Here is a 25,863-nt window from a genome sequence, read left to right as displayed (position 1 = left end):
GCTAAGCCTTACAGGAAGCGATATTGTAAAGCTTTTTTCGCCATATCTAGAAAATTTCATCTGCAAAATTAGACATTTTTTATCATTAACCAACAAAAAGATTGTTTTATTTTATTAATAAACTCTGAAGTTTCCAAAAATCTTCTTCCCTAAATCCCATAAAAAATTTGTAAATTAGCACCCTTATAATATATGAATATGACTGAAGGAGAAAAACTAATTCCTATCAATATTGAAGAAGAAATGAAGTCTGCCTACATCGACTACTCGATGTCGGTTATTGTTTCTCGTGCTCTACCAGATGTACGCGATGGTTTGAAACCCGTTCACCGAAGAGTATTATTCGGAATGTATGAATTAGGCGTATTTTCTAATCGTGCGTATAAAAAATCTGCTCGTATCGTTGGAGAAGTTTTAGGTAAATTTCACCCACATGGGGACATTTCTGTGTACGATACTATGGTACGTATGGCCCAACCATGGTCGTTGCGCTATCTTTTGGTAGATGGTCAAGGGAATTTTGGTTCGGTAGATGGTGACCAACCTGCTGCAATGCGTTATACAGAAGCGCGATTACAAAAAATATCCGATGAGTTATTGGCTGATATCGACAAAGAAACAGTTGATTTTAAGCTTAATTTCGATGATACCATTTATGAACCCACAGTTCTTCCTACTAGAATTCCTACACTTTTGGTGAATGGAGCTTCTGGGATTGCTGTCGGGATGGCAACCAATATGGCACCCCATAACCTAGGCGAAGTCATCGATGGAACCGTTGCCTATATCGATAATCGAGACATTTCGATTGATGAATTGAGCAAACATATTACTGCGCCAGATTTTCCGACCGGTGGAATTATTTATGGTTATGATGGAGTGAAACAAGCCTTCGAAACGGGGCGTGGTCGAGTAGTAATGCGAGCGAAAGCAAATTTTGAAGAAGTTCATGGGCGCGACTGTATCATTGTTACAGAAATACCGTACCAGGTAAACAAGGCAGATATGATTGCGAAAACAGCTGACCTGATAAAAGATGGTAAACTGGATGGTATTGCTGAGATTCGTGATGAATCGGACAGACAAGGAATGCGCATTGTATATGTTCTAAAAATGGATGCTATACCAAACGTTGTTCTCAACCAGTTATACAAATTCACCCAACTACAATCATCATTTAGCATCAATAATATTGCATTGGTCAATGGTCGTCCTGAACAATTGAACCTAAAAGACATGATTCGTCATTTTGTAGATCATCGTCATGAGGTAGTGGTACGAAGAACTGAATTCGAACTAAGAAAAGCCCAAGAAAGAGCACATATCTTAGAAGGATACATGAAGGTCATCGGCACACAAGATGACTTAGACCGAGCAATTAAAATAATCCGTGAAAGCGAAACGCCAGAAATTGCTCGAGAGAGTTTGATGACTGCTTTTGATCTATCAGAAATTCAGGCTCGTGCTATTCTCGAGTTGCGTCTGCGTACGTTGACTGGTCTAGAGATAGACAAAATCCGTGCAGAGTATGAAGAAATCATGAAAACCATCGAATACTTGAAAAATATTTTAAGTGACGAGGATTTACGTTTCAGCATTATCAAAGAAGAATTAGAAGAAATTAAGAGAAAATATGCCGACGAAAGAAGATCAGAAATTGACTATTCTGGTGGTGACCTTAATATAGAAGACCTTATCCCGGATGATAATGTTGTTCTGACGATTTCTCATTTAGGCTATATAAAACGTACTCCACTAACCGAGTACAAAAAACAATCACGCGGAGGAGTTGGTAACCGAGCAGCAACTACCCGTGATGAAGATTTCTTAGAATACATAGTGGTAGCAACCAACCATCAATACATGTTATTCTTTACCGAAAAAGGAAAATGTTTCTGGCTGCGAGTTTTCGAAATTCCAGAAGGCTCAAAAACATCAAAAGGAAGAGCTATCCAGAACCTAATCAATATCGAACCTGATGACAAAGTAAAAGCCTACATACTCACCCATGATTTGATGGATGAAGAATATGTTAACAATAACTATGTAATCATGGTTACGAAAAATGGCATTATCAAGAAAACTAGTCTAGAAGCATATTCTCGCCCACGCATCAACGGTATCAATGCAATTACGATACGAGAAGACGACACCTTGTTAGAAGCCTTATTGACCGATGGTAAATCCCAAATCATGATTGCTACTAAATACGGAAAAGCAATCCGCTTCGAAGACGAAAAAGTTCGACCAATGGGAAGAACCGCTTCGGGCGTTCGAGGAATCAATTTAGGAGACGACAAAGACAATGAAGTTATAGGAATGATTGTCGTATCGGACATGGAAAACGAAACCGTTTTAGTTGTTTCTGAAAAAGGTTACGGTAAGCGTACATCTATAGAAGACTATCGCGAAACCAATCGTGGAGGAAAAGGAGTTACCACCCTCAACATTACCGAAAAAACAGGAAAACTAATCGCTATAGAATCGGTGACAGATGATAATGATTTGATGATTATCAACAAGTCGGGTGTAGCAATCAGAACCGGATTGAGTGAAATCCGCGTAATGGGTAGAGCAACACAAGGAGTGAAATTGATCAATCTGAAAAAGAACGATGAAATCGCAGCAATTGCTAAGGTAGAAGTCGACGAAGACGTAGAAGAAGAAAATGAAGAAAGCCAAGCTCAAGAACAAAGTGGTACAATGATTGAAGGAGATAATCAAAATAACAAAAACACAACAATCTCTTCGGAAGAAAATAATAACGAAACCCCTACCGAAGAGTAACAAAAAGTCTTATTTATGAAGAAAATAATTTTAAGTTTGAGTTTTGTTTGTTTAATGGGAAGCTTCTCATTTGCACAAGATTTGAATACAGAACCTGCGAAACTTGCAGAAAAAGTCTACAATGACGCAAAAAAAAATTTAGCCCTCAAAGACATTTCTGCAGCAGCCAAAAACTTGGCAGAACTTAGCAAATACGAAAACGGAAAAGTATTTATTGTACGAAACAAAGACACCAAAAAAGACGAGTATTATTATTCACAAGCCGAAGCTGATGCTGCAGTAGCAAAAGGAAATTACGGAAAAATAAAATCGCAAGACCTCACACAAAAGTATGGAATTTTGATTAATTCTGAGGTTTCTACATTAGCAAACGAAACTTTGAAAAGTGCAAACGAAGCCTTAAAAAACAAAGATTATAAAAAAGCAGCACCACAATTTATCGATGTGTACAATCTTACCAAAGCTTTGGGCGTATCGGATGATTTATACAAATACCAAGCAGCCATTTCGTATTACAATGCAGACGATTATGCCAATTCATTAGCCTTGGTAAAAGAATTAATTGCTGTTAATTTCACTGGAATTTCTGATGTACAGCCTAAAGACCTTAACCGCGACTTATATATTTTAGGTCTGAACAATCTTTACCGTACCAAAACAACCGATCCTCTATTAGATGAAGCACTTAGCAAATATAGTTCGGATGCGGATATTACGAATTTAGCCACAGCGATTTATCAACAAAGCGGGAATACTTCTCAGTTGACGTCTCAGCTAGAGCAAAATGTAAAAAACAACCCAAAAGATGTTTCGGCACTTTATAATTTAGGGACGTTATATTTACAAGATAATCAAATAGAAAAAGCCAAAGAAACCCTAAAACAAGCACTAGCTGTAAATCCTAATCATTTAGAATCTAATATCAACATGGCTTTGGCTATTTTATCGAACGAGAAAGAATACGTAGATAAAATCAATAATAATTTAGGTACGAGCAAAACTCAACGTGCAGTATACGAAGAGTACACGAAAAAACGCAAAGATGCTTATAACGAAGCCTTACCTTATTTAGTGAAAGCTCATGAATTGGATAAAAATAATCTACAATTCATTAAATATTTAATTTCTGCTTACAAAGCAACAGGTAATACAGCGAAAGAAGATGAATTTAGAGCTTTGGAACAAAGTCTTGCTAAATAAATAAATTAATATCAATAAAAAAGGAGCTATTAACGCTCCTTTTTTATTCTACCATACAATATTATAAGTCCCAGTTTTTGAGTTCCATTAAAACATGATGTGCTGTCAAATCATATCGAACCGGAACAACCGAAATATAACCTTGTGATAAAGCAAACTCATCGGTATCTTCTCCTTTGTCTAAATTCTTAAACTCACCTGTCATCCAATAATACGTTCTACCTCGTGGATCTTCACGTTTATCAAACTCCTCTATCCATTTGGCATCGGCTTGTCGACAAACTTTTATGCCTTTCAGTTCTTCTTTTGGCAGTTTCGGGATATTTACATTGAGCACTACACCTTTTGGCAAACCATTATTCAGGACTTGTTTTATTATTTTTTGGATATACTCTCGAGCCGCCTCGAAATCGGCATTGTAAGAAAAATCCTGTAAAGAAAAACCAATCGCTGGAATCCCCTCTATCCCCGCTTCTACAGCTGCCGACATCGTACCAGAATAAATTACATTGATTGATGAATTGGATCCATGATTAATCCCTGAAACACATAAATCTGGTCGACGAGGTAAAATATTACTTACCGCCAATTTAACACAATCCACAGGCGTACCAGAACAAGAGAATTCTTTGCGTGTGTCATCCTCGATCAAAACCTCCTCAGTTTGAATGATTGAATGAATAGTAACTGCATGCCCCATACCACTTTGCGGACTATCTGGCGCAACTACATAAATATCACCAAACTCCTTGGCCATATCAATCAATGCTCGAATCCCAGGAGCTGTAATCCCATCATCATTAGTAACTAAAATTAAAGGTCTTTTCATTGTCTATTTTTTATGTTTACTACAAATGTAAAGATTTGAGTTGGTATTTATTTTTTTGGTTCTATATTTGAGTATTGAAAATATTATTAAATAATAACCCAAACTGAATTATAAGTGTTTAAAAATTTTATGTTAATAAAAAAGACCTCTATACTACTTGCCTTTTTTTCTATGTGTTTCTTAGCTTTTTGCTTTTGCAAACCCTTGGTAAGTGATAAAGAAAATGAAGAAAATTATAAAAAAATTATTCGAAACACGCGGACAACATTAAAATATCTGCATTATAAACCAGCAAACATAAACGATAATTTTTCTGAAAAAGTTTTCTACAAATATTCAGAATACATCGATCCAGGAAAACGTTTTTTGTTGGATTCTGACTTTCAGAGTTTCAAAAAAGATATTCACAAACAAGACGATTTCTTCAACAACGAAGATCTCACTTTCTATTTCGCAACTGTAGATACACTCTACAAAAGAATAGAAGAAGTAGAAAAATATACACAAGAATTGCTCGAAAAACCAATGGATTTCACCAAAAAAGAAAATTTTGCCTTGGACCCTAAAACCATTGGTTATGCAAAAACTCATACAGAGCTGAAAGACCGATGGCGTCAATATTTAAAATACAACGTAATGCTCGAAATCATTTCGATGCAAGATGATTTGGATGAAACCAAAAAAGCAAAAAAAGATTCGATTACCCAAAAAAATAATGATCCTTTGGCCGACGATTCTCCAGCCTCTAAAATCACCAAAGAAACGCCGTTTAGCGAAGTCGAAAAAATTGCACGTAACCAAGTAAAAGATATTATATCTGATTATTTCAGACGAATCAAAAAACGTAAGCGAGAAGCCTATTTCACTATGTACATGAATAGCTTCACCGAACAATATGATCCGCACACTGCGTATTATTCACCGACCGATAAAGAAGATTTCGACATTCTAATGTCTGGACAATTAGAAGGAATCGGTGCAAAATTACAAGATAAAAAAGGCTATGCAACCATTGCAGAATTGGTTGTAGGTGGGCCAGCCTGGAAAGATGGACGACTACAAGTTGGCGATCAAATTATGCGCGTTGCTCAAGGTAAAAAAGGGGAAGCTGTAAATATTGTTGGGATGTTACTCGACGAAGCAATCCGCCTAATTCGTGGTAAAAAAGGAACCGAAGTTATCCTAACAGTAAAGAAAAAAGACGGCTCTCAACAAATTATTAACCTTGTGCGCGATGTGATCGAATACGACGAAACTTTCGCACGATCTGCTGTCATTACAGACGAAAAAGGAGATAAATACGGAATTATTTATCTGCCAGAATTTTATACCAGCATGAATGGCAACAAAGGCCGCGACCCATCGGATGATATATTGGCAGAAATCAATGAACTGAAAAAAGAAGACATCAAAGGACTTATTTTCGACGTCCGTAACAACGGAGGTGGCTCACTTGAAGAAGTAATCGAAATTGCCGGATTGTTTATCAAAAGCGGCCCGATTGTTCAGGTAAAAAGAAGTGATGGGATGATGAAAATTCACGAAGACAAAGACCCTTCGATTGCTTATGACGGTCCGCTGGTTGTGATGGTAAATGAGCTCTCTGCATCGGCCTCGGAAATTTTGGCCGCTGCCATGCAAGACTATGGTCGTGCAGTAGTTGTTGGTAGTCCACAGACTTTTGGGAAAGGCACGGTACAAACTATTTTCCCGGTAGATCAACAAAATCGTACAGATGAACTAGGAGCGATTAAACTAACAATCCAAAAATTTTATCGCGTTAACGGAGGCTCTACCCAACTACGTGGCGTAAATTCTGACATCGCAATGGTCGATCAACTTACCTATAGCGAGATCAGTGAAGGGTCTAAAAAAGAAGCTTTACCATGGGATCAGATTGCTGCTCTCAATGTAGAAAAATGGAAACCGACAATCAACTTACAAATGATTATCGATAAAAGTAAAGCTCGTCTTGCAAACAATCAGAACCTGAAGTTAATCGACGAAAGTGCAAAACTTATGAAATCGTTAGACAACACCAAAACTATACCTCTAAATATAGAAGAATACAGAAAATTCAGAGAACAACGAGAAAAATCAATCGAACGTTTTGATGTTTTAGACAAATACAAAAACAATTTAACTTTCTCGAATACTGCTCGCGAACAAGCATTGACTAAAAACGACACAGTGTTGAAAACTCGACGAGAAAACTGGCACAAAGGTTTACAAAAAGATCTTTATGTAGAAGAGTCGATTAATGTTTTACGCGATTTAAGAAAATAAAGAATGGAGAACAATCAAGGTTCTTTTACAGCGACAACAATCAGAAAACTAAGAAAGAATCCTCTCGGGATTCTTTCTTTTGCTGTTATAGCAGTAGCAGCATTGGTTACTGTTTTCGCTTATTTTATTGCAACAGACAAAACTAAAAATGCCAATCGTCAGGATCTTACAATTGCCTACGCACCGATGGGATACCAACAATTGACCCTCGAAATTCCGCTCGAAAACTATACGAAATCCTACTCTATTCACGATTTGTTTTTCGGGAAAGAAATCGATTCGGAACAAATTAGCATTGTGAGTTATTCGATCGACAAGCAAAAAGTTACGTATATTCCTTTTCTTGGCGAGGGTTTACAAGGCGAAAAAGTAGAAATTCCACTCGACATTTGGACACATCACCACATACCGATAAACGAAATAGAAAAAAAATATATTTTCCAGAAAACTTATTTTCTGGGTACCGATAGTTACGGACGAGACTTCTTTTCGCGTTTGGTAATTGGTACAAGAATTTCTTTTCTAATTGGCTTTGTTGCTGTTTTCATTTCCTTAGTTGTCGGGATAAGTTTAGGCGCACTTGCAGGTTATTATCGTGGTTGGTTAGACAACCTCATCATGTGGCTCATCAATGTCGTTTGGTCGATTCCAACGCTTTTATTGGTCATCGCAATTACTTTAGCAATTGGGAAAGGTTTTTGGCAAATTTTTATTGCGGTAGGATTGACCATGTGGGTAGAAGTTGCCCGTGTTGTGCGTGGACAGTTTATATCTTTTAGAGAAAAAGAGTTTGTAGAAGCTGCTCGTGCTCTAGGTTTTTCAGATTACCGAATTATTTTTCATCAGATTCTCCCCAATGTCATTGCACCTGTCATCGTGATTTCTGCAGCCAACTTTGCCTCGGCAATCTTAGTAGAAAGTGGACTTAGTTTCTTAGGTATCGGCGCGCAGCCACCAACGCCATCTTGGGGTAATATCATCAAAGAACATTATAGTCACATAATTCTTGGCAAACAACATTTAGCGATTCTACCAGGTTTAGCCATTATGTTTTTGGTTTTAGGCTTCAATATTTTCGGGAATGTTTTACGTGATGTAATGGACATTAAGGATTAAAAAAATCCACTTGAAAATATTGAAATCTATTCTTTAAAGCCTTAGATTAAAACTTATTTTTTAATTAAATATTTTTATTTAGGTTTGAGGAAAACCTAATAAAAACTTAACCTATGAAGAAAATTATCCTATTGTTAGTATTATCTATTTTATTTGTACACTATTCATGTGAAAACGATTTAGATGATATTATTGAGGAATCTGAAAATCACTCACACAGTAAAAACCCAATTAAAAAGAAAGAAATTATTTCCTATAAAACTTTTTTAGAAATAAATAAAGAGACCAAACTCTCCAAAGAATTTGACAATATATTTTTTAAAAAATCTAATAACACTATAAATATAGACACTACTGAGATTGTATCTATCACCACTGATTATCAGGTCACCTATACATTCAAAGTTAATGAAGACAGTTTGACTAACGGCTTTCGAAACATTATTATACAAAGTACACCTAACAATAATAGGTTTTTTTTAGTTGAATACCCTCCGAACTTTAATCAATCTACTAACAATGAAGGTTTACAAGTAAAAGTAAAACAAATATCTGAGAATAATATAAATGTGAAACATTCTGAAAGTTTATGTATTGCAATATTCGAATGTAGTGAAGGTATGCATACAGCATCTAATCAAGAAGAATGGCACGAATGTGTAGCAACAAAAAAACCAGCATATGCCTTAGTACCTTGTGGAGGAGTCAGCACTGGTGGTCCTTCTGGTGAAGACCCGAGAGGAGGCATGAACGAAGGGATCCCTACAGATCCATTAGATGGTCAAGGAAACAACTCTAATTATTCCAGCGCTAATGTTTTAGCACAATACATAAACCTCTCTACTATAGAAATTAATTGGCTTATAGAAAATCCTAATATTTCTAATAAATTTCTTCAATTATTAAGTGCTAATGGTTATTCTAATCAATCCAAAGATTTTATCAAATGGGCAATTGATTATTTAAATGTTAATTATCAAGCAAAAAATTATTTTAATCAAAACCCGCAAGATTTGGATGTTTTATTTGCTTTAGGCTCTGATTTCTTTAATCAAAATCCTAATATTAGTTGGGATTATTTAGAAAATTGGTTTTTTAAAAAGCAAATAGAAACTGAAAATCATCCTGTAGTGGATCCTAATCTTATCACTTTTGATACGCCTGTTCAACAATCCTCATTACCTAGTTTTAATACTTTTTTAAATAATTTTCCTAAAAAAGGTAGTTCTCCAAATTATACAGAATTACCTACTTCTGAGGCTTATAAACTAGCAGGAGGCTCTCTTTGGGATAGTCATTTAAACCAGAGAGATGCATACAATAATGCTTGTGCTATTAGAGGCTCTAGAGGTTTATTATATTCAGGTTTTGACATTCCTGTACTTCGTTATAATGGCACACAAAGAACTCAAAAAGGAGGAGACGGAAAAAATTATATATTAGATGCTGTTTCTTTTAATAAATTTATGATTCAAAAGTTCGGAGACACTCCTCATAAACTAGAAGGAGCCGATGCAAATGACCCTAAAAAAGTGGCCGATTTACTAAAAAATAAAAATGGTATTTACGTAATTATAAATGATAAATATCCTTCTCAAATTCATTATTCTGGTCATGTTGATACAATTATAAATGGTAAATGTATTGGAGGTGCTTACACTACTCCTAATGGAGGTGTTAAATCAATAAGAATTTGGGTGTTAAATTAATTACTATGAAAAAGATAATATTTCTTTACCTTATTTTATTTTTCTTCCCTTTTACAAAAGGAAATGCTCAATGTAAATTAGAAAAGTTTACTTTGGTACGTACAGATAATATTGTCTCGGAAAACTATATGTTAATAGCAGAAAATGGAATAACCAAAAAACTAAATCCTAATAAATATATAGTTAGTCTTACATTTCATGAAAATGCATATTTTGCTATTTTTTCAATAAAAGGAAAAAAAGGCTGGAGTGCTATAGATTTCAATGAAAATATTCTATTTGAAGTATATAATACTATTCCTAATGAACCTTGGCCAGATTATTTAATTGAAGATAGAATCAGAATTGTTGGTAAAAATAATAAAATAGGTTTTGCAAATGAATGTGGTAAAATTATTATAAAACCAAAATTTGATTTTGCCACAAGTTTCAATAATGGTTATGCTATTGTAGGCAAAAAATGTTCTGAATCAAGTATTAAATGTAATCAATATGGATATATTGATAAAAATGGAAAAATTATTAAAATAAGCAACTATACTTTTGACCAAATACAAAAAGAAATTAATTGGAAAGACATAAATCTGTAATAGATTAAAAGCTTAATATACTTAATAAAAAAGATATTTTTTTTATAAATCAATAGTTAATGAAAAAACCAATCCTTATTAACTTTTCAGTTCTGTTCGTAATGTTACTTGTTTTTGTTGGATATTGGTATCATGAACTTTTTGGACAGCGAATAGTGCATAAATTTGAGGTTACCGATTTTTCGAAATTGAAATTTGATACTTTAAGACCCAATAAAAAAGATAATTATACAACCCATTATGTAAAATTAAAGGTGAAATTAGTGATACTATAAAGATTCATTTGTTCGGATATCCAGAAATTATTAATGGAAAAGTTGACACAATATTTAAAAACATTGATTATTACGGCACATATGATGCAATATTAAAAATTGAACCTAAAAAATATACGAGCGGTAAATTATTCTTCGAACATGTTATACAATAAAAAAATCCACTTCGATCGAAGTGGATTTATATTTTAAAAAGGTAAGCCAGGAATATTGGGCATATTTTCGGCTGCTGTTTTTCTTGCTTTCTCCATCGCTTCGGTTTTCACTTTCTCCAAAGCACGATTCAGCGTCAAAACCAATTCATCTTCCAATTGTTCTTTGTCCAAACCTTCTGCAATCTCAATATCTTTGATGGTAGCAAATTTCGACATGGTAATTTTCACATTTCCAGAAATAGATTTTGCAATAAATAGATCGTTATCCAATTCTTCTTTCAGATCACTAAACTTTTCTTTTATTCCGTTTAGTTTTTCCATCATACCCATTAAATTTCCAAACATAAATATCTTTATTTTATAATTTCTACTTGCAAATATAACCACATCAAATATAACCAAAAGAGTGAATAGTCTATGTTTATTTTTAGAATAGATAAAGGAAAATCAAGTAAAAATCCATTACATCCAACCTGGAAAGCCAACCCAGAACGCACTGATCGAAAAAATCAACCGAAGCTACAGAGAAGAACTATTAAATCCTTACATCTAGGACTCAATACAACAAGTGGAACTAAAAGTAACCTAATAGCAATGGGAATACAATCACCAAAGACCGCATCAATCATTGAGGTATAAATCTCCTAATCAATTTGAAATTAATGAATAACAATTATTAAGTTTACAGTGGTAACAAAAAAAAGTAGCTTACACAACTTTTTTATTTCTCTGAACTTGGATACGTCATACAAAAGAAAACTTAGACTAAAATTAGGATAAAGACCCTGATATAGTCCGAGTATTTTATAATTCACTGATATACAGTGTGTTTTGTGGAGAATACGGGATTCGAACCCGTGACCTTTTGACTGCCAGTCAAACGCGCTAGCCAGCTGCGCCAATTCCCCAGTACGCCGACAAAAATAGAATAATTTTCTACATTATACAAACTTTTCGTTTTTTCTCTAGTCCAACCACCCAGTATATATCCGAAGAAAATAAAATTCTTCAGATGATACAAGCTGATATCCTCTAATAATCTTCTCTACAATGAGAAAAATTATTTTTGCATTGGTTTACGAGACCGATGATGCTTTGCCTTCAACTCTTCCAACTTTTTAAGTTGGTCAGCACTCAAAACACGACCAATTTCTGCTTTTTCTTTCGCACGAATTTCATTCATTTTCTTGCGCAATTCTTCTTTCTCATCCGCATACGAAGCATGAATTTTTTTGATACGATTAATTTGATCATCCGATAAGTCTAATTCTTGTTTCAATTTGGTCATCGAATGCTTTTCTAATTTTACAGGGTTTTGTGCTCGAACCGAGGTTGATACGCCAAAAACACCCATCAAGACCATTAACTTTATTTTACAATTCATAATTGTCATATTAATTCTCTACGCTTATGACAAGGTAAAGGTAAAAAGGTTTAATTATGATAAAAAATTTATTCGTGCATTAAACCTTTTCTGTATTAACTTGTCTAAAATACTCAAGATTATATAAAATAATATGAGTATCAAAAATTTATCCTGGATTATCTTGAGTTTTTTTGCGATTAATGTAATGGCTCAAGACACCTTTAAAGTAACTGGAAAAGTAACCAACAACAGTACACAAAAACCAATAGAATTTGCTTCGGTGATTATAGAAAATAATCAAGCTGGCTATATTGCCGAGGTTATTACCAACGCAAATGGAGACTTTCTATACGATTTACCCCAAGGAGATTATCTTTTTGTGATAGAAGCACTGGGCTATTCTACAATAGAAAAGCAAGTGCGTGTAACAGAAACCCTTAATCTAGGAAACATTCCGCTCGCTGCAGAAGAAGTGATTTCTCTACAAGCCGCCACTATTGTAGCAGAAAAGCCTATCTACAAAGTAGAGCTCGACAAAAAAGTATACGATATGGCCAACGACCCGATGTCACAAGGACAAAGCTTGTCTGATGCTCTACAAAACGTCCCATCGGTACAAGTAGATACAGAAGGTAATGTGTCGCTCCGAGGAAATGAAAACGTTAAATTTCTGATCGATGGTAAACCTTCGGGGATGTTAGGTATTTCTAATCCTGCCGAAGCATTGAAAAACATCCCATCAGAAAATGTAGAGAGAGTAGAAGTAATCACCAATCCTTCTTCCCGATACGAAGCTTCTGGTTCTGCTGGAATCATCAATATTATTCTGAAAAAAGGATCGAACAACGGCTTCAACGGATCCATCACAGCCAATGCCGGAACTCCAGAATCGGTAGGAGCTAATGCCAATCTTAACTATCGCACCAATAAAATTAATCTTTTTACAAATTTCGGTTTCCGATACTCGAAAAGAGAAGGTGAAAGCTCGGTGAAAACAACTTTCTACAATCCCAGAGAAGAACGAATAGGAAACGATGAAGTTGGGTATGATGACATTCTGTACAGCTACCGCGAAACGCAAAGGAATAATGACCGAATCAGAAGAAACTTTAATTTTCGTGCTGGTTTCGAGTATTATTTAGACCCAAAAAATAGCTTTACTTTCTCTGCAGGATACCGTTTCAATAACGGAAACTCCTTGAGTAACATTTTATATACCTATGCCAACGATGATAAATTTTCTTTTTATGATCAGGTAAGAAAACAAAATGAAGATGAAATCGAACACAATATCGATGCGGATTTCAACTACACGCACAAATTTGATAATAAAGGACATGAATTCTCAGTAAATGCACGTATGTCGTATGCAAAAGAAGATGAAGAAGCAGATTTACGCAACTTTAGAAATTCTCGACAAATCCGTCAAGAAGCTGCAAGTAGTTACGAAAACTATAAATCGGTAACGATATCTGCCGATTATGTGAAACCAATAGGTGAAAAAGGAAAGTTTGAATTAGGTGCTCGCGGAAACATAGAAAACACCACCACAACCTTTAGAGCTACTCGACTAATAGATAATCTGTGGACACAGATTCCTGGCTTCAATGCAGAGGTAGACAACTTCCAGAATGTGTATGCAGCCTATACGCAGTACGGAAATACTATCGGAAAATTTACCTACTTTGCAGGAGTTCGTATGGAATATTCGGATATGACAATCAAGGATGAAACTCTGAAAAAAACCATTAATAAAGAGTATGTTGATTGGTTCCCGTCAGCAACCCTAAACTATGAGTTCAACGAAAAAAATCAATTACAATTAAGCTATTCTCGTAGAATTCGACGCCCGATGTCGTTCTTCTTATTACCCTATTTCACCTATAGTGATGACCAAAACATCCGAAAAGGAAATCCAGACATCAACCCAACCTATACCAATGCTATCGAATTATCGTACATTACCAATATCGGTAAATTGATGATTACACCAAATATCTATTACCAACGTTCGACCGATGTTTACCGTAATCTGAATTACAATGCCGGACAATATTTCGAGAGTTTGCCAATTAATCTAGGAACGCAAGATCGTTACGGATTAGACCTTACATTTACTTACCGCCCATTCAGATGGTGGAATCTAATGGGAAGCATCAACGTGTTTGGATATGATGATAAAGGAGAAATCGATTATACATATACCTACCGAGAAGCAGACGGTAGCGAACATAACGTAACCGAAAACTTCAATTTCAAAGGTGACGGAATAAGCTCTTTTGCAAGACTTTCATCAAACTTTAAGCTTCCGGCAGACTTCGGATTTCAATTGGCCGGAATGTACCGCGGAAAAACAAAAAATGCTCGACAAGATGTAAACGCAAATATTAGTATGGATGCATCGCTAACCAAAGATATCCTGAAAGGAAGAGGAACATTTACCCTGAATGTACGCGACGTTTTCGATTCTCGTAAACGTGCTTTTACCTCATACGGAAATGATTTCTTAACAGAATCTGAAATGCGTTGGAACACTCGAATGATTAATCTAAGCTTTACGTATCGTCTAAAAGCTAATCAACCGAAACAACGCGATCGCCAAAACAATATGGATGATAACGGTGGTATGAGAGATGAAATGATGCCAGAATAAACCATAGTGCCGAATAAACTAACAAATCCCTACTAACAAGAAAAATTTCTTTACAGTAGGGATTTTTTCTTTATTCTGAATATCATTTATTTATTTTGTAGAAAATCAACATTATGAGTAAGAAAAAAAATTTAACATTAAGCATTAAGCAAGTTTATTTTGATGAGATACTTGCAGGCACAAAGAAAATAGAAACAAGAGAAATTAGACCTAAAAACGTGCACAGGTATTGTCGGGTAGATGAAGAGGGTTATGTAATCGAAGATGAAGAAACGGGCAATATTCTGCCCGTTGAATATGACACAATAACATTTCTTACAGGTGCGTACAAAGGTACACGCCCGAGAATGGTGGTGAAAGTAGAAAGGGCAGATATATTTTTATTAGTAGATGAAGAAACAGGTGAATTGATTATTTTACAAGATGAAAAGGGTAAAGATTATTATGCGGCTATTATTGAGTATAGCTTAGGCGAAATCATTTCTAGACCATAAATGAATAATTATTGTTTAACATTTTAAATATTTAGCTGAGTTGTTTATAGATTAGGAGTACAAAGACAATTGCGCACAACGAATGCATCGTCGGGTTATCGAGGAGGTAGTAGAACTTCATCGGTGGCAAGTGGTGGACCCGCTGGTAGAGGTAACAGATTTGTATCTCGTAGACAAAGGTATTACGATGTACGCCGAGCATTTGGTTTAAGTGGGGGTTAATATGTTAACGCCTTTAGAGCATGCAAATAAAGTAATTAGCACGGTTCGAGATCGTTCAAACCGTGCAATACTTTTTTATTCGGCAGGAAAAGACAGTATTGTTTTGCTTGATTTAATGGCTAAACAATTTGATGAGGTGGTGTGTGCGTTTATAAATTTTTCGAAAAGTTTCAATACATTGATTATCAAACAATAAAAAAACTACCTCATAAATGAAAAATCTTTTTATCTATAATCTAATTTTTTCTTTTGATATGCGAGCTAAACATGCCCGTGTAATTTGAGGAAAACTATCGTGCGATATAGTTCATTTGTCTTTGCTGTTTTCTCAAATGTTCGGAAACATTCAAATAAAAAACCCTTAATACGTTATATATTAAGGGTTTCAGTACTCGGAGTGGGAATCGAACCCACACTCCAATGGAACACGAGTTTGAGTCGTGCGCGTCTACCAATTCCGCCATCCGAGCCATTATTGTGGTTGCAAATATAGGACGCTTTCTTTTTACTACAAAAAAAATCTATAAAAATATTTGCATTTTATCATAAGCCAAATCCATCCCTTTCGGTAACAAAGAGTTGACCTCTTCATAGAAGCCCATTTCTACACTGATATGAGTGAAGTAAGTTTGTTTTGGCTGGAGTTTTTGGGTAATTTCTATAGCATCTGCCAATAACAAGTGTGCATGATGTGGATTTTCTTGTCGCAAAGCACTCAAAACTAAAACATCTAGATTTTCTAGTTTTTCTAATGTTTTTTCTGGCAAAGATTTCACATCTGTAAGATAAGCGATTTTCTTATCAAAAATATATCCTAAAATAGACAATCCACCATGCATTACCTCTACAGGTTGGATATGTATATCGTTGATATAAAAAGGCTCCAATCCAATTGCATGCTCTTCTACTTGTGGAATACCAGGATATTTAGTACCATCAAAAATATACGGAAAACGTACGCGTATCTGATTCAACACACGTGGCAATCCATAAATTGGCAAATCTCTTTTAGCCTTGAAAATTAATGGCCTTGTATCATCAATACCCAAAACATGGTCATTGTGCTCATGCGTGAAAACTATCGCATCTAGATTTTGTACGTTTTCTCTCAACATCTGATACCGAAAATCTGGGCTACAATCTACCACTACACGCGTTTCATTTTTTTCTATCATAAAAGATGATCGCAAACGCTTATCTCTAGGATCATTAGAAAAATTTACGGGATGATCGGATGCAATAACCGGAACACCTTGTGATGTTCCTGTGCCTAAAAAAGTTGCTTTTAACATGTTTCTTGGTCTACTATCCTACAACAAAACGATAAATGAAAAATACACCTAACTTTTATTTTAAACGTATTCGTTTGTTAATCGGACTTGATTTGATAAATTTACGGCAACAAAAAATTTTCTGCAAAATTATGTCGATTCAACAAGTATTAACTCCAAAACAAAAGGCACTTATCATTAACCTCAACCCAAAGATTTACGGCTCTTTCGCCGAAATTGGAGCAGGACAAGAAACAGTTCGTTTTTTCTATCGTGCTGGTGCAGCTTCTGGCACACTTGCCAAGGCAATGAGCGCCTATGACAAGGATTTCTCTGATGCGATTTATGGTGCAGAAAGCGATAACCGCTACGTAACGCAAAAGCGACTAAAAAAAATGCTCGATCATGAAATGGTTTTGATGATGGAGAGATTAAACAAAGAACATCATCAAGAAAAATGTTTTTTTGCTTATGCAAATACCGTAACTACGATAGATTATTCTAAAAAAAATGAAGGACATGGTTGGGTCGGAATTCGTTTTAAACTAAATGTAGAAGACAAAGAAGCCGACGAAATTGTAGTACACGTAAAATTCAAAGAAAACTCTGCAAAATTACAACAAGAAACTTTGGGAATTTTGGGGGTAAATCTCATCTATGGCGCATATTATCTATACGAAAACCCAAGAGAATTGATAAAATCTCTATATGATTCGCTCGATAAAGATCAGCTAGAAATTGATATGATCAATTTTCGAGGGCCGCATTTCAAGTATGTAGATAACCGTTTGATGAGTTTGCAATTGGTGAAAAATGGCTTTACCGATGTTGCGATTTTCAACCCTGAAGGTAAAAATATACTGCCGGCAGATTTGTTATACAAAAAAAATATTTATGCCGTTCGCGGATCTTTCCGCCCGGTTATGAATGTGAATATGGACATGTTTCAGGGTGGATTGAGCCAGTTTAGGCAAACCGAAGGCGTTACGGATAACAATACCGAAATCCTATTCGAGATCACCCTGAGCAACTTAATTGCATCGGGCTTACAAGGTGAGCTGGATGAAAGAGATTTCCTCGATCGGGCAGATATCATTGGTAGCTTAGGATTTAATGTAATTATTTCTAATTTTTCTGAGTATTATAAACTGGTTGATTATTTTTCGAAATTCACCCGAAATCAGACTAAAATTGGTTTGGCAATGGGTGTAAACAATTTATTAGAAATCTTCAAAGAGAATTATTATACCAATCTTCCGGGTGGAATAATGGAAGCTTTCGGTAAACTTTTTAAAAAACAAATGAAGATTTTCCTCTACCCTTATTTAGATAAAAAAGACAACCTTTTGTTGAACTCTAAAAACCTGAAAGTAGAGAAAAATCTACACGAATTGTATAAGTTTTTCTTGTATAATGATAAAATTGAAGACATTACCGAATACAACGAAGATTATCTGAATACCTATTCACGAGATATCCTGAGAAAAATTTCTAATAACGAAAGTGGTTGGGAAAAAGAATGTCCAAAAAGTGTAGTTGAATTGATTAAAGAACGTGGAATGTTCGGGTATAACGAGCATCTTTTACTGGAGTAATTTCTATAGAAAACTCTAAGAAAATGACACAAAAAAATCCGAAGTTTTTACTTCGGATTTTATCATTAATAACTAGAAAAAACCTTATTATAATTTATTCTTCACGAATAACTTCTAATATTTTCTCTTCGATTTCTTCTGACAACTCCGGATTATCTCTCAGAACTTCTTTTACAGCATCACGCCCTTGTCCTAGTTTACTTTCATTATACGAGTACCACGAACCCGATTTTTGCACAATGCCTTTTTCTACTGCTAAATCGAGTATTTCACCAACTTTCGAGATTCCTTCGCCATACATAATATCGAATTCTGCCTGACGGAAAGGTGGAGCTACTTTGTTTTTTACGACTTTTACTTTTGTATGGTTTCCAATAACTTCGTCTCCGTTTTTTATTTGTGTAGAGCGACGGATATCTAATCGAACAGAAGCATAAAACTTCAATGCATTTCCTCCGGTGGTTGTCTCTGGATTACCAAACATCACCCCAATTTTCTCTCTTAACTGATTAATGAAGATTGCTGTACATTTTGTTTTATTGATTGTGGCAGTCAATTTACGTAATGCCTGCGACATCAAACGAGCTTGTAATCCCATACGAGAATCTCCCATTTCTCCTTCGATTTCCGCTTTCGGAGTCAAGGCAGCTACCGAGTCGATTACAATTATATCGATTGCCCCCGAACGGATAAGATTATCTGCAATCTCTAGAGCTTGCTCACCATTATCGGGCTGAGAGACAATTAGCTCTTCTATATTAACTCCTAATTTTTCTGCATAATAGCGATCAAAAGCATGTTCGGCATCAATAAATGCTGCAATACCTCCCTGCTTTTGAGCTTCGGCAATAGCATGAAGTGTAAGAGTAGTTTTACCAGAAGATTCTGGTCCGTAGATTTCTATTACACGGCCGCGAGGATAACCTCCTACTCCTAAGGCTATATCTAAGCCTAATGATCCCGAAGGTATTACTTCTATTTTATCGTCTATGGCAGAGTCGCCCATTCGCATTACAGTTCCTTTACCGTATGCCTTGTCCATCTTATCGAGAACAAGTTGTAATGCTTTCTTTTTATTATCTGAATCACTCATTATTTCTTATTTAGTTTTCTAAAATTTGTTTTGCATGTTCTTTGGTTTTCACCTTGCTGATTACCTCATCGATTATTCCTTCTTCATTTATCAAAAAAGTAGTTCGATGAATTCCATCATATTCGCGCCCCATAAATTTTTTCGGTCCCCAAACTCCAAAAGCGTTGAGAATGGTATGATCTTCATCTGCCAAAAGTGGAAAGGGTAAAGAATATTTTTCTGCAAATTTCTTTTGTCTTTCTACCGAATCTGCACTTACCCCAATAATCGAGTACCCTTTGGCAGCCAAAGCAGCTTCGTTGTCTCGCAAATTACAAGCTTCTGCTGTACAACCTGGTGTACTTGCTTTGGGGTAGAAAAACACAACTATTTTCTTACCTTGATAGTCGATCGAGCTCACCAGCTTTCCGTTTTGATCTACTCCACTGAATTCGGGTGCTTTATCTCCTTTTTCTAACATTTTCATCTCTTCACTTTTATGTTATGTAAAAATAATGAAATAATTTCGATAAAAGTTTATTTCTTTTTCTACTTTCTTGTTGACAAAGTTAAATTATCATAACGACATACCGCGTCGTCTATAAAAAGATGTTTTATTAGATTTCGTTAGCTTTCCACCACGGTAAACTGAATTCACAAAGCAAATGTGCTAATTGATAATTCTGGTAAGATGTTTTGCTCATCCAGGCAAATTCGGCTATTTCTTTGGTACATTGTATAGCAACATGATGAGGTATCGCTACATGAAATATTGTAGCTTTCACCAAAGTTTCTTGTTCGTTTACAGCTTTCGTACAGTGCTCGCCCAATAATTCTATAGGATAGGTAGAAATATCTACTTGTATTTCTTCTTTGCATTCTCGAATTAGCGCTTCGATAGGCTGTTCATCTCCTTCTATCTTGCCTCCTACCATCTGAAAATAAGAGGATTTTTTCTTCCGTACGATTAGAAAATCATTCTGCGGGTTGGTAATAATTGCCGAAGCCAAATACAAAATCTGCATCGTATAGTTGTATGAAATGTGTAGAAATAAAAAAAGCCTTACCCCTAGGTAAAGCTTCTGCGATCCGGACGGGACTCGAACCCGCGACCACCTGCGTGACAGGCAGGTATTCTAACCAACTGAACTACCGGATCTAATAAAAATTTATAAAAATGTAAATCGCTTAACTTGCGATCCGGACGGGACTCGAACCCGCGACCACCTGCGTGACAGGCAGGTATTCTAACCAACTGAACTACCGGATCAGTGTATCAGTTTCGGATTGCAAATATACACGGTTTTTTGATACTTCCTAAAATAAAATTGAAAAAAAACTCAGTTTTTCAACCGAGTTTTTATATCATTTTAATAATCAATAAGTTAATTGATTACATCAAAGCTTCTAATTTTTCTATTAATTGCTCTTTTGGAGCAACACCTACTACTTTATCTACAACTTCTCCGTTTTTGAAGTATAGAATTGTCGGGATGTTTCTGATTCCGTATTTTGCAGCAACCTCTTGATTGTTATCTACATCGACTTTCGCAACCACTGCTTTCTCACTGTATTCTCCTGCAATTTCTTCAACTATTGGCCCTACCATACGACATGGTCCGCACCATACAGCCCAAAAATCTACCATTGCTGGTTTGCCCGAATTGATGATTTCTTTATCGAAACTTGCGTCTGTTACATCTAATGCCATAATTTTTTATTTTTTTGTTTTTCTAATATGTTGTTTAACAAAACTAAGAAAAAAAATTTATACTGATTGTGTATTTTTATCGATTATACTAATGATGCAATAGTTTAGCTTAAATTTATTTTTAATTCTTGAATAAGCTTGATTTCATCTAAAAGCTCTCGACAAATATTGACTTTGTATTTATCCGACGGTATTTCGAGTCGTATTTTTTCTTGATTATCAACTATCTTGAATTCTAATTTTTTGCTTCCCTGGTAGCGAACCACCATATCCAATAATCGCTCTACCAAGTGATCGTTGAGATCTTCTAAATCTATATTGATTCTTAAACTACTGGTACTCGACTCGAGGATATCACTCAATAACTGCATTTTCGTAATCTTGGTAAACATTTTTTCTCCAGTAATATTTCCGTCGCGGTCTTTGTACACTTTCTTTTCGAAAATTACACGAATATTCAAGAATATATTCTCATTGAAAAAATATTTAAACTTGAGATAGTCCTCTCCAAAAATCATAAAATCGTATGAATCGGAATAATCACTAAAAGTAAAGCTACCGTATTCTTTTCCATTTTTACTTATTCGATGCATAACATTACTCATTATTCCGCACATGGATAATTCTCTACCCGAAACCTCTCCTTCTCGCCCAATAAGTTGGCCAAGTGTCATATTAGAAATTAATTTTATTTCGTCTTTGTATTCATCTAGCGGATGTGAAGAGATAAACATTCCGATTACCTCTTTTTCTTTATATAATTCTTGCACAATACTCCATTTATCACAATCGGGTAATTGTGGCACAATATCTTCAACAGTACCGTCTAATCCACCGAACAACGATGTCTGAGCGCTATTTTTTTGGGCTTGATAATTGCCGCCGTATTTGATAATCTTCTCGAGATTTGTTGTTCCATCTTCTTGGTAAAAGTAGCGTCCACGATGAAAACCAAACTGATCAAATGCGCCTGCAAGAATTAGATTTTCGATAGTTTTTTTGTTTACAACTCGAAGATCTACACGTTTTACAAAATCGAAAATAGAGCTAAAATCACCGTTTTTTTCTCTTTCGGCAATAATTGCTTTTACGGCTGCAGAACCTACTCCTTTTACAGCTTCCATCCCAAAACGTATTGCGTTATTTTCGTTTACGTTAAATTTAGAAATCGATTCATTCACATCAGGGTTTAATACCTTTATCCCCATTCGCTTACACTCCTCCATAAAAAACGTAACTTGTTTTATATCGTTCATGTTGTTTGATAAAACCGCAGCCATATATTCTGCTGGGTAATGTGCTTTGAGATAAGCCGTTTGGTAGGCAATCCACGCATAGCAAGTCGAGTGAGATTTATTGAAGGCGTAGGAAGCAAAGGCTTCCCAGTCTGTCCATATTTTTTCTAGTATCTTAGGGTCGTGTCCTTTGGCAGCAGCTTGTTCTATGAACTTTGGTTTCATCTTATCGAGAACTGCTTTTTGCTTTTTCCCCATCGCTTTACGCAACACGTCGGCATCACCTTTAGAGAAATCGGCTAACTTTTGCGATAGCAACATTACTTGCTCTTGATAGACTGTGATACCGTAGGTTTCACTAAGATATTCTTCGCAAGCATCTAAGTCGTAGGTAATTTCCTCTATACCCGCTTTTCGTCGAATAAAAGACGGAATGTATTCCATCGGTCCGGGACGGTACAAGGCATTCATGGCAATAAGATCGGCAAAAACAGTTGGCTTAAGGTCTCGCATATGTTTTTGCATTCCAGGTGATTCGTATTGGAAAATCCCAATGGTTTCTCCTCTTTGGAAAAGTTCGTATGTTTTATTGTCATCAATCGGAATCTGATCTGGGTCGATATCTATATCATGTCGAAGTTTCACCAGTTTTATCGTGTCTTTAATAAGAGTCAGTGTTTTCAACCCTAAAAAATCCATCTTCAGTAAACCTGCAAATTCTGCTACCGAGTTGTCGAACTGAGTGAGATATAAATCAGAATCTTTAGCGGTTGTAACTGGGACAAAATTCGTAATATCATCGGGTGTAATTATTACTCCACAGGCATGCACACCTGTGTTTCTTACAGACCCCTCTAAAATCTGAGCTTGCTGAATGGTTTGCGCTGTGAGATCATTTCCGTCTGATAAACGTTTTAGTTCTAAAACATTCTCTAAATCTTCTGGGCGTAATTCGTTTCTAAGAACTTTCTCGTCTAATTGAAAAATCTTAGACAGTTTCATATTCGGAATCAGTTTTGCGATTTTATCAGCCTCATACAGTGGCAAATCGAGTACACGTGCAGTATCTCGAATAGATGACTTGGCTGCCATTGTACCATATGTAATAATTTGTGCTACTTGATTGGCTCCATATTTATTGATAACATAATCCATCACTAAACTACGTCCTTCATCATCAAAATCAATATCAATATCGGGCATAGATACTCGGTCTGGATTAAGGAAACGCTCGAAAAGCAAATCGTATTCTATCGGGTCTAAGTTGGTAATTCCTAAACAATAAGCAACAGCAGAACCTGCTGCAGAACCGCGTCCTGGACCAACGGAAACACCCATTTCTCTTGCAGCCGCAATAAAATCCTGCACAATAAGGAAATACCCTGGATAACCGGTACGCTCGATGGTTGTAAGTTCGAAATCTAATCGCTCTTCAATTTCGGACGTTATGGTTTCGTATCGTCTTTTTGCTCCTTCGTATGTTAAGAATCGAAGATATGCATTCTCTCCACGTTTTCCCCCATCTTGCTCATCTTCGGCATGGATAAATTCTTCTGGGATTGTGAATTTAGGTAGTAATACATCTCTTCTTAATTTATATTCTTCTACTTTGTCGACAATTTCTTGGATGTTTATGATGGCATGAGGTATATCTCGGAAAAGATTTTTCATCTCTTCACTCGACTTGAAATAATATTCTTGATTCGGAAACCCGAAACGGAAGCCTCGACCACGCCCAATCGGCGTAGATTGTTTCTCGGCATCGCGCACACACAACAAAATATCATGTGCATTAGAGTCTTCTTTATCTATATAATATGTATTATTGGTTGCGATTAATTTCACGTTATGTTTCATCGCAAACTGAATGAGTGTCTGGTTTACCCGATCTTCATCTTCTTGTCCATGTCGCATTAGTTCGATATAAAAATCGTCTCCGAACTCTTCTTTCCACCACTCTAATGCTTCTTCAGCTTGTCTTTCTCCGATATTGAGAATTTTATTGGGGATTTCTCCCTGCAGGTTTCCAGAAAGTACAATTAACCCTTCCTTATGTTGTCTGATTACTTCTCGGTCTATCCTTGGCACATAATAGAATCCGTCGATATTCCCCTTCGAAGCCATTTTGGCTAAGTTATGGTAACCTACTTTATTTTTCGCTAAAAAAACAATCTGATATCCATTATCTTTTTTGGTTTTATCTAAATGATTTTCACACACAAAAAACTCTACCCCAACAATTGGTTTTATAGTCTTTTCTGTGGGTCCTAGACCTTGTGCTTCGAGTTCTTTATTTTTTTCCTCTACTTGCTGGTTGTGTTCGTATACTGCATCTACAAAATGAAAAGCTCCCATCATATTTCCGTGATCCGTGATGGCAACAGCAGGCATGTTTTGTTTTGCAGTAGCTTTTACCAAGTCTTTGATAGTGATTGTTGATTGTAGGATAGAAAACTGGGTGTGATTATGCAAATGAGAAAAGGGAGCATTCTCGAATTTTTCTAGAATCTCATCCGTTACTGCGGGCAAAACCACATCTGGCTCTTCTTTTGCCAAACGTTTAGCTATGGCTTCCGAAGCTTTTTTTAGATTCGTATGCTTTAGACCGATAGAGGCTATTTCGGTAGGGTTTGCTGTGCGAAAACGCGTGAAATAATTTTCATCTTTTTGCAAATCTTGTAATGTAAAAACCCCTGTTCGGATGAGCTCGAAGAAACAACGTGCTGTTGCTTCTACGTCTGCAGTTGCGTTATGCGCCTCTGAAAAAGGAACCTGGAACAGAAACTCATGCAATTCGGTAAGGGTTGGCAGCTTATAACGCCCTCCTCGTCCTCCAGGTAGTTTTAATAATTCTGCGGTTGTTTCGGTACAGGTATCCAAAACAGGAAGTTGATCGAGCTTATTTTCTACACCTTTTCGGTAGAATTCGGCAGCCATAATATTGATGTCAAACCCTAAATTCTGCCCAACAATGAATTTAGTTTTTGCTAAAGCTTTCTGAAATTTGTCCAAAACTTCCTCCAAAGGCACTCCTTGTTCAGTAGCCAAAGCTGTCGAAATACCATGAATTCTTTCAGAATCGTACGGAATATCAAATCCGTCTGGTTTCACTAAATAGTCTTGATGCTCGACTAGGTTTCCGAGTTCATCATGCAGCTGCCAGGCAATTTGTATACATCTTGGCCAGTTGTCAGAATCGGTAATTGGAGCGTTCCAATCTTTTGGTAAACCCGTCGTTTCTGTATCAAAAATTAAATACATGCTAGCTTTTTATTTTAGGGATTTCAATATACGATT

The 25,863-nt window shown here is 35.9% G+C and carries 21 protein-coding genes and 4 tRNA genes; 12 read left to right on the top strand and 13 right to left on the bottom strand.

Annotated elements, in window-relative coordinates:
- Positions 1 to 192: 192 nt before the first annotated feature.
- The gene (gyrA, locus tag HMPREF2660_RS09995; protein ID WP_070487034.1) at positions 193 to 2,787 is read left to right on the top strand and encodes a DNA gyrase subunit A; all 2,595 of its coding nucleotides are present in this window, start codon (positions 193 to 195) and stop codon (positions 2,785 to 2,787) included.
- A 15-nt stretch (positions 2,788 to 2,802) separates the two neighbouring features.
- Positions 2,803 to 3,987 carry a tetratricopeptide repeat protein gene (locus tag HMPREF2660_RS09990; RefSeq protein ID WP_070487032.1) on the top strand — a complete coding sequence of 395 codons (1,185 nt, stop codon included), beginning with the start codon at positions 2,803 to 2,805 and terminating at the stop codon, positions 3,985 to 3,987.
- A gap of 61 nt (positions 3,988 to 4,048) precedes the next feature.
- On the opposite strand, the gene surE is transcribed toward HMPREF2660_RS09990, so the two are convergent.
- Complete coding sequence (gene surE / locus HMPREF2660_RS09985) at positions 4,049 to 4,816, bottom strand: 5'/3'-nucleotidase SurE (protein WP_070487031.1); 768 nt, start codon at positions 4,814 to 4,816, stop codon at positions 4,049 to 4,051.
- Positions 4,817 to 5,020: 204 nt separating this feature from the next.
- Between surE and HMPREF2660_RS09980 the strand changes: the two genes are divergently transcribed.
- The 4 genes from HMPREF2660_RS09980 to HMPREF2660_RS09965 all read left to right on the top strand — a co-directional run bounded on the left by HMPREF2660_RS09980 (position 5,021) and on the right by HMPREF2660_RS09965 (position 10,517).
- The gene (locus tag HMPREF2660_RS09980; protein ID WP_255356450.1) at positions 5,021 to 7,102 is read left to right on the top strand and encodes a carboxy terminal-processing peptidase; all 2,082 of its coding nucleotides are present in this window, start codon (positions 5,021 to 5,023) and stop codon (positions 7,100 to 7,102) included.
- A 3-nt stretch (positions 7,103 to 7,105) separates the two neighbouring features.
- A complete protein-coding gene (locus HMPREF2660_RS09975; RefSeq protein ID WP_013598439.1) occupies positions 7,106 to 8,218 on the top strand; it encodes an ABC transporter permease in 1,113 nt (370 codons plus the stop codon).
- Positions 8,219 to 8,331: 113 nt separating this feature from the next.
- Entirely contained in the window at positions 8,332 to 9,927 is a 1,596-nt protein-coding gene (locus HMPREF2660_RS09970; RefSeq protein ID WP_070487028.1) for a type VI secretion system amidase effector protein Tae4, read from the top strand.
- A gap of 5 nt (positions 9,928 to 9,932) precedes the next feature.
- Positions 9,933 to 10,517, top strand: a complete 585-nt coding sequence (locus HMPREF2660_RS09965) for a WG repeat-containing protein (protein ID WP_013598437.1) — start codon at positions 9,933 to 9,935, stop codon at positions 10,515 to 10,517.
- Between the two features lie 463 nt (positions 10,518 to 10,980).
- On the opposite strand, the gene HMPREF2660_RS09955 is transcribed toward HMPREF2660_RS09965, so the two are convergent.
- Complete coding sequence (locus HMPREF2660_RS09955) at positions 10,981 to 11,292, bottom strand: YbaB/EbfC family nucleoid-associated protein (protein WP_013598435.1); 312 nt, start codon at positions 11,290 to 11,292, stop codon at positions 10,981 to 10,983.
- A 91-nt stretch (positions 11,293 to 11,383) separates the two neighbouring features.
- Between HMPREF2660_RS09955 and HMPREF2660_RS11250 the strand changes: the two genes are divergently transcribed.
- Positions 11,384 to 11,500, top strand: coding sequence for an integrase core domain-containing protein (locus tag HMPREF2660_RS11250; RefSeq protein ID WP_083299130.1), 117 nt, complete (start codon positions 11,384 to 11,386; stop codon positions 11,498 to 11,500).
- A 281-nt stretch (positions 11,501 to 11,781) separates the two neighbouring features.
- On the opposite strand, the gene HMPREF2660_RS09950 is transcribed toward HMPREF2660_RS11250, so the two are convergent.
- Both HMPREF2660_RS09950 and HMPREF2660_RS09945 read right to left on the bottom strand, forming a co-directional pair.
- Positions 11,782 to 11,855: transfer RNA gene (locus tag HMPREF2660_RS09950), tRNA-Ala, on the bottom strand.
- Between the two features lie 152 nt (positions 11,856 to 12,007).
- A complete protein-coding gene (locus tag HMPREF2660_RS09945) occupies positions 12,008 to 12,331 on the bottom strand; it encodes a hypothetical protein (protein ID WP_141743591.1) in 324 nt (107 codons plus the stop codon).
- A gap of 133 nt (positions 12,332 to 12,464) precedes the next feature.
- Here HMPREF2660_RS09945 and HMPREF2660_RS09940 point away from each other — a divergent pair, with 133 nt between their 5' ends.
- The 4 genes from HMPREF2660_RS09940 (at position 12,465) to HMPREF2660_RS09930 (ending at position 15,878) form a co-directional block, all read left to right on the top strand.
- A complete protein-coding gene (locus tag HMPREF2660_RS09940; protein ID WP_070487022.1) occupies positions 12,465 to 14,966 on the top strand; it encodes a TonB-dependent receptor in 2,502 nt (833 codons plus the stop codon).
- A 113-nt stretch (positions 14,967 to 15,079) separates the two neighbouring features.
- On the top strand, positions 15,080 to 15,460 hold the full coding sequence (locus HMPREF2660_RS09935; RefSeq protein ID WP_070487020.1) for an ASCH domain-containing protein: 381 nt from the start codon (positions 15,080 to 15,082) through the stop codon (positions 15,458 to 15,460).
- Positions 15,461 to 15,542: 82 nt separating this feature from the next.
- Complete coding sequence (locus HMPREF2660_RS11155; RefSeq protein ID WP_255356449.1) at positions 15,543 to 15,671, top strand: hypothetical protein; 129 nt, start codon at positions 15,543 to 15,545, stop codon at positions 15,669 to 15,671.
- Positions 15,672 to 15,683: 12 nt separating this feature from the next.
- Positions 15,684 to 15,878, top strand: a complete 195-nt coding sequence (locus tag HMPREF2660_RS09930; RefSeq protein WP_070487018.1) for a phosphoadenosine phosphosulfate reductase domain-containing protein — start codon at positions 15,684 to 15,686, stop codon at positions 15,876 to 15,878.
- Between the two features lie 193 nt (positions 15,879 to 16,071).
- Here HMPREF2660_RS09930 and HMPREF2660_RS09925 read toward each other — a convergent pair.
- Together HMPREF2660_RS09925 and HMPREF2660_RS09920 are read right to left on the bottom strand one after the other, a co-directional pair.
- Positions 16,072 to 16,152, bottom strand: a tRNA-Leu gene (locus HMPREF2660_RS09925).
- 51 nt (positions 16,153 to 16,203) lie between these two features.
- Entirely contained in the window at positions 16,204 to 16,974 is a 771-nt protein-coding gene (locus HMPREF2660_RS09920) for an MBL fold metallo-hydrolase (protein WP_070487016.1), read from the bottom strand.
- Positions 16,975 to 17,105: 131 nt separating this feature from the next.
- On the opposite strand from HMPREF2660_RS09920, the gene HMPREF2660_RS09915 reads away from it, so the two are divergent.
- Positions 17,106 to 18,548 carry a hypothetical protein gene (locus HMPREF2660_RS09915; protein WP_041942306.1) on the top strand — a complete coding sequence of 481 codons (1,443 nt, stop codon included), beginning with the start codon at positions 17,106 to 17,108 and terminating at the stop codon, positions 18,546 to 18,548.
- Positions 18,549 to 18,642: 94 nt separating this feature from the next.
- On the opposite strand, the gene recA is transcribed toward HMPREF2660_RS09915, so the two are convergent.
- The 7 genes from recA to dnaE all read right to left on the bottom strand — a co-directional run bounded on the left by recA (position 18,643) and on the right by dnaE (position 25,827).
- On the bottom strand, positions 18,643 to 19,641 hold the full coding sequence (gene recA / locus HMPREF2660_RS09910) for a recombinase RecA (RefSeq protein WP_013598429.1): 999 nt from the start codon (positions 19,639 to 19,641) through the stop codon (positions 18,643 to 18,645).
- Between the two features lie 10 nt (positions 19,642 to 19,651).
- Entirely contained in the window at positions 19,652 to 20,107 is a 456-nt protein-coding gene (gene bcp, locus HMPREF2660_RS09905; protein ID WP_013598428.1) for a thioredoxin-dependent thiol peroxidase, read from the bottom strand.
- A 130-nt stretch (positions 20,108 to 20,237) separates the two neighbouring features.
- Complete coding sequence (locus tag HMPREF2660_RS09900; protein ID WP_070487014.1) at positions 20,238 to 20,645, bottom strand: NUDIX hydrolase; 408 nt, start codon at positions 20,643 to 20,645, stop codon at positions 20,238 to 20,240.
- Positions 20,646 to 20,705: 60 nt separating this feature from the next.
- Positions 20,706 to 20,779, bottom strand: a tRNA-Asp gene (locus HMPREF2660_RS09895).
- Between the two features lie 37 nt (positions 20,780 to 20,816).
- Positions 20,817 to 20,890 (bottom strand) — tRNA-Asp (locus HMPREF2660_RS09890).
- 123 nt (positions 20,891 to 21,013) lie between these two features.
- On the bottom strand, positions 21,014 to 21,331 hold the full coding sequence (trxA, locus tag HMPREF2660_RS09885; protein ID WP_013598426.1) for a thioredoxin: 318 nt from the start codon (positions 21,329 to 21,331) through the stop codon (positions 21,014 to 21,016).
- A gap of 104 nt (positions 21,332 to 21,435) precedes the next feature.
- On the bottom strand, positions 21,436 to 25,827 hold the full coding sequence (gene dnaE / locus HMPREF2660_RS09880; RefSeq protein WP_013598425.1) for a DNA polymerase III subunit alpha: 4,392 nt from the start codon (positions 25,825 to 25,827) through the stop codon (positions 21,436 to 21,438).
- Positions 25,828 to 25,863: the final 36 nt, after the last annotated feature.

Source organism: Weeksella sp. HMSC059D05, assembly GCF_001809725.1.
Taxonomy (GTDB): domain Bacteria; phylum Bacteroidota; class Bacteroidia; order Flavobacteriales; family Weeksellaceae; genus Weeksella; species Weeksella virosa.
This window is presented reverse-complemented; position numbering and strand designations above follow the sequence as displayed.

Coding starts and splice junctions, on each gene's coding strand:
- gyrA (WP_070487034.1), top strand. CDS start 193: ATGAATATGACTGAAGGAGAAAAACTAATTCCTATCAATATTGAAGAA.
- HMPREF2660_RS09990 (WP_070487032.1), top strand. CDS start 2,803: ATGAAGAAAATAATTTTAAGTTTGAGTTTTGTTTGTTTAATGGGAAGC.
- surE (WP_070487031.1), bottom strand. CDS start 4,816: ATGAAAAGACCTTTAATTTTAGTTACTAATGATGATGGGATTACAGCT.
- HMPREF2660_RS09975 (WP_013598439.1), top strand. CDS start 7,106: ATGGAGAACAATCAAGGTTCTTTTACAGCGACAACAATCAGAAAACTA.
- HMPREF2660_RS09970 (WP_070487028.1), top strand. CDS start 8,332: ATGAAGAAAATTATCCTATTGTTAGTATTATCTATTTTATTTGTACAC.
- HMPREF2660_RS09965 (WP_013598437.1), top strand. CDS start 9,933: ATGAAAAAGATAATATTTCTTTACCTTATTTTATTTTTCTTCCCTTTT.
- HMPREF2660_RS09955 (WP_013598435.1), bottom strand. CDS start 11,292: ATGTTTGGAAATTTAATGGGTATGATGGAAAAACTAAACGGAATAAAA.
- HMPREF2660_RS09945 (WP_141743591.1), bottom strand. CDS start 12,331: ATGAATTGTAAAATAAAGTTAATGGTCTTGATGGGTGTTTTTGGCGTA.
- HMPREF2660_RS09940 (WP_070487022.1), top strand. CDS start 12,465: ATGAGTATCAAAAATTTATCCTGGATTATCTTGAGTTTTTTTGCGATT.
- HMPREF2660_RS09935 (WP_070487020.1), top strand. CDS start 15,080: ATGAGTAAGAAAAAAAATTTAACATTAAGCATTAAGCAAGTTTATTTT.
- HMPREF2660_RS11155 (WP_255356449.1), top strand. CDS start 15,543: ATGCATCGTCGGGTTATCGAGGAGGTAGTAGAACTTCATCGGTGGCAA.
- HMPREF2660_RS09930 (WP_070487018.1), top strand. CDS start 15,684: ATGTTAACGCCTTTAGAGCATGCAAATAAAGTAATTAGCACGGTTCGA.
- HMPREF2660_RS09920 (WP_070487016.1), bottom strand. CDS start 16,974: ATGTTAAAAGCAACTTTTTTAGGCACAGGAACATCACAAGGTGTTCCG.
- HMPREF2660_RS09915 (WP_041942306.1), top strand. CDS start 17,106: ATGTCGATTCAACAAGTATTAACTCCAAAACAAAAGGCACTTATCATT.
- recA (WP_013598429.1), bottom strand. CDS start 19,641: ATGAGTGATTCAGATAATAAAAAGAAAGCATTACAACTTGTTCTCGAT.
- bcp (WP_013598428.1), bottom strand. CDS start 20,107: ATGAAAATGTTAGAAAAAGGAGATAAAGCACCCGAATTCAGTGGAGTA.
- HMPREF2660_RS09900 (WP_070487014.1), bottom strand. CDS start 20,645: ATGCAGATTTTGTATTTGGCTTCGGCAATTATTACCAACCCGCAGAAT.
- trxA (WP_013598426.1), bottom strand. CDS start 21,331: ATGGCATTAGATGTAACAGACGCAAGTTTCGATAAAGAAATCATCAAT.
- dnaE (WP_013598425.1), bottom strand. CDS start 25,827: ATGTATTTAATTTTTGATACAGAAACGACGGGTTTACCAAAAGATTGG.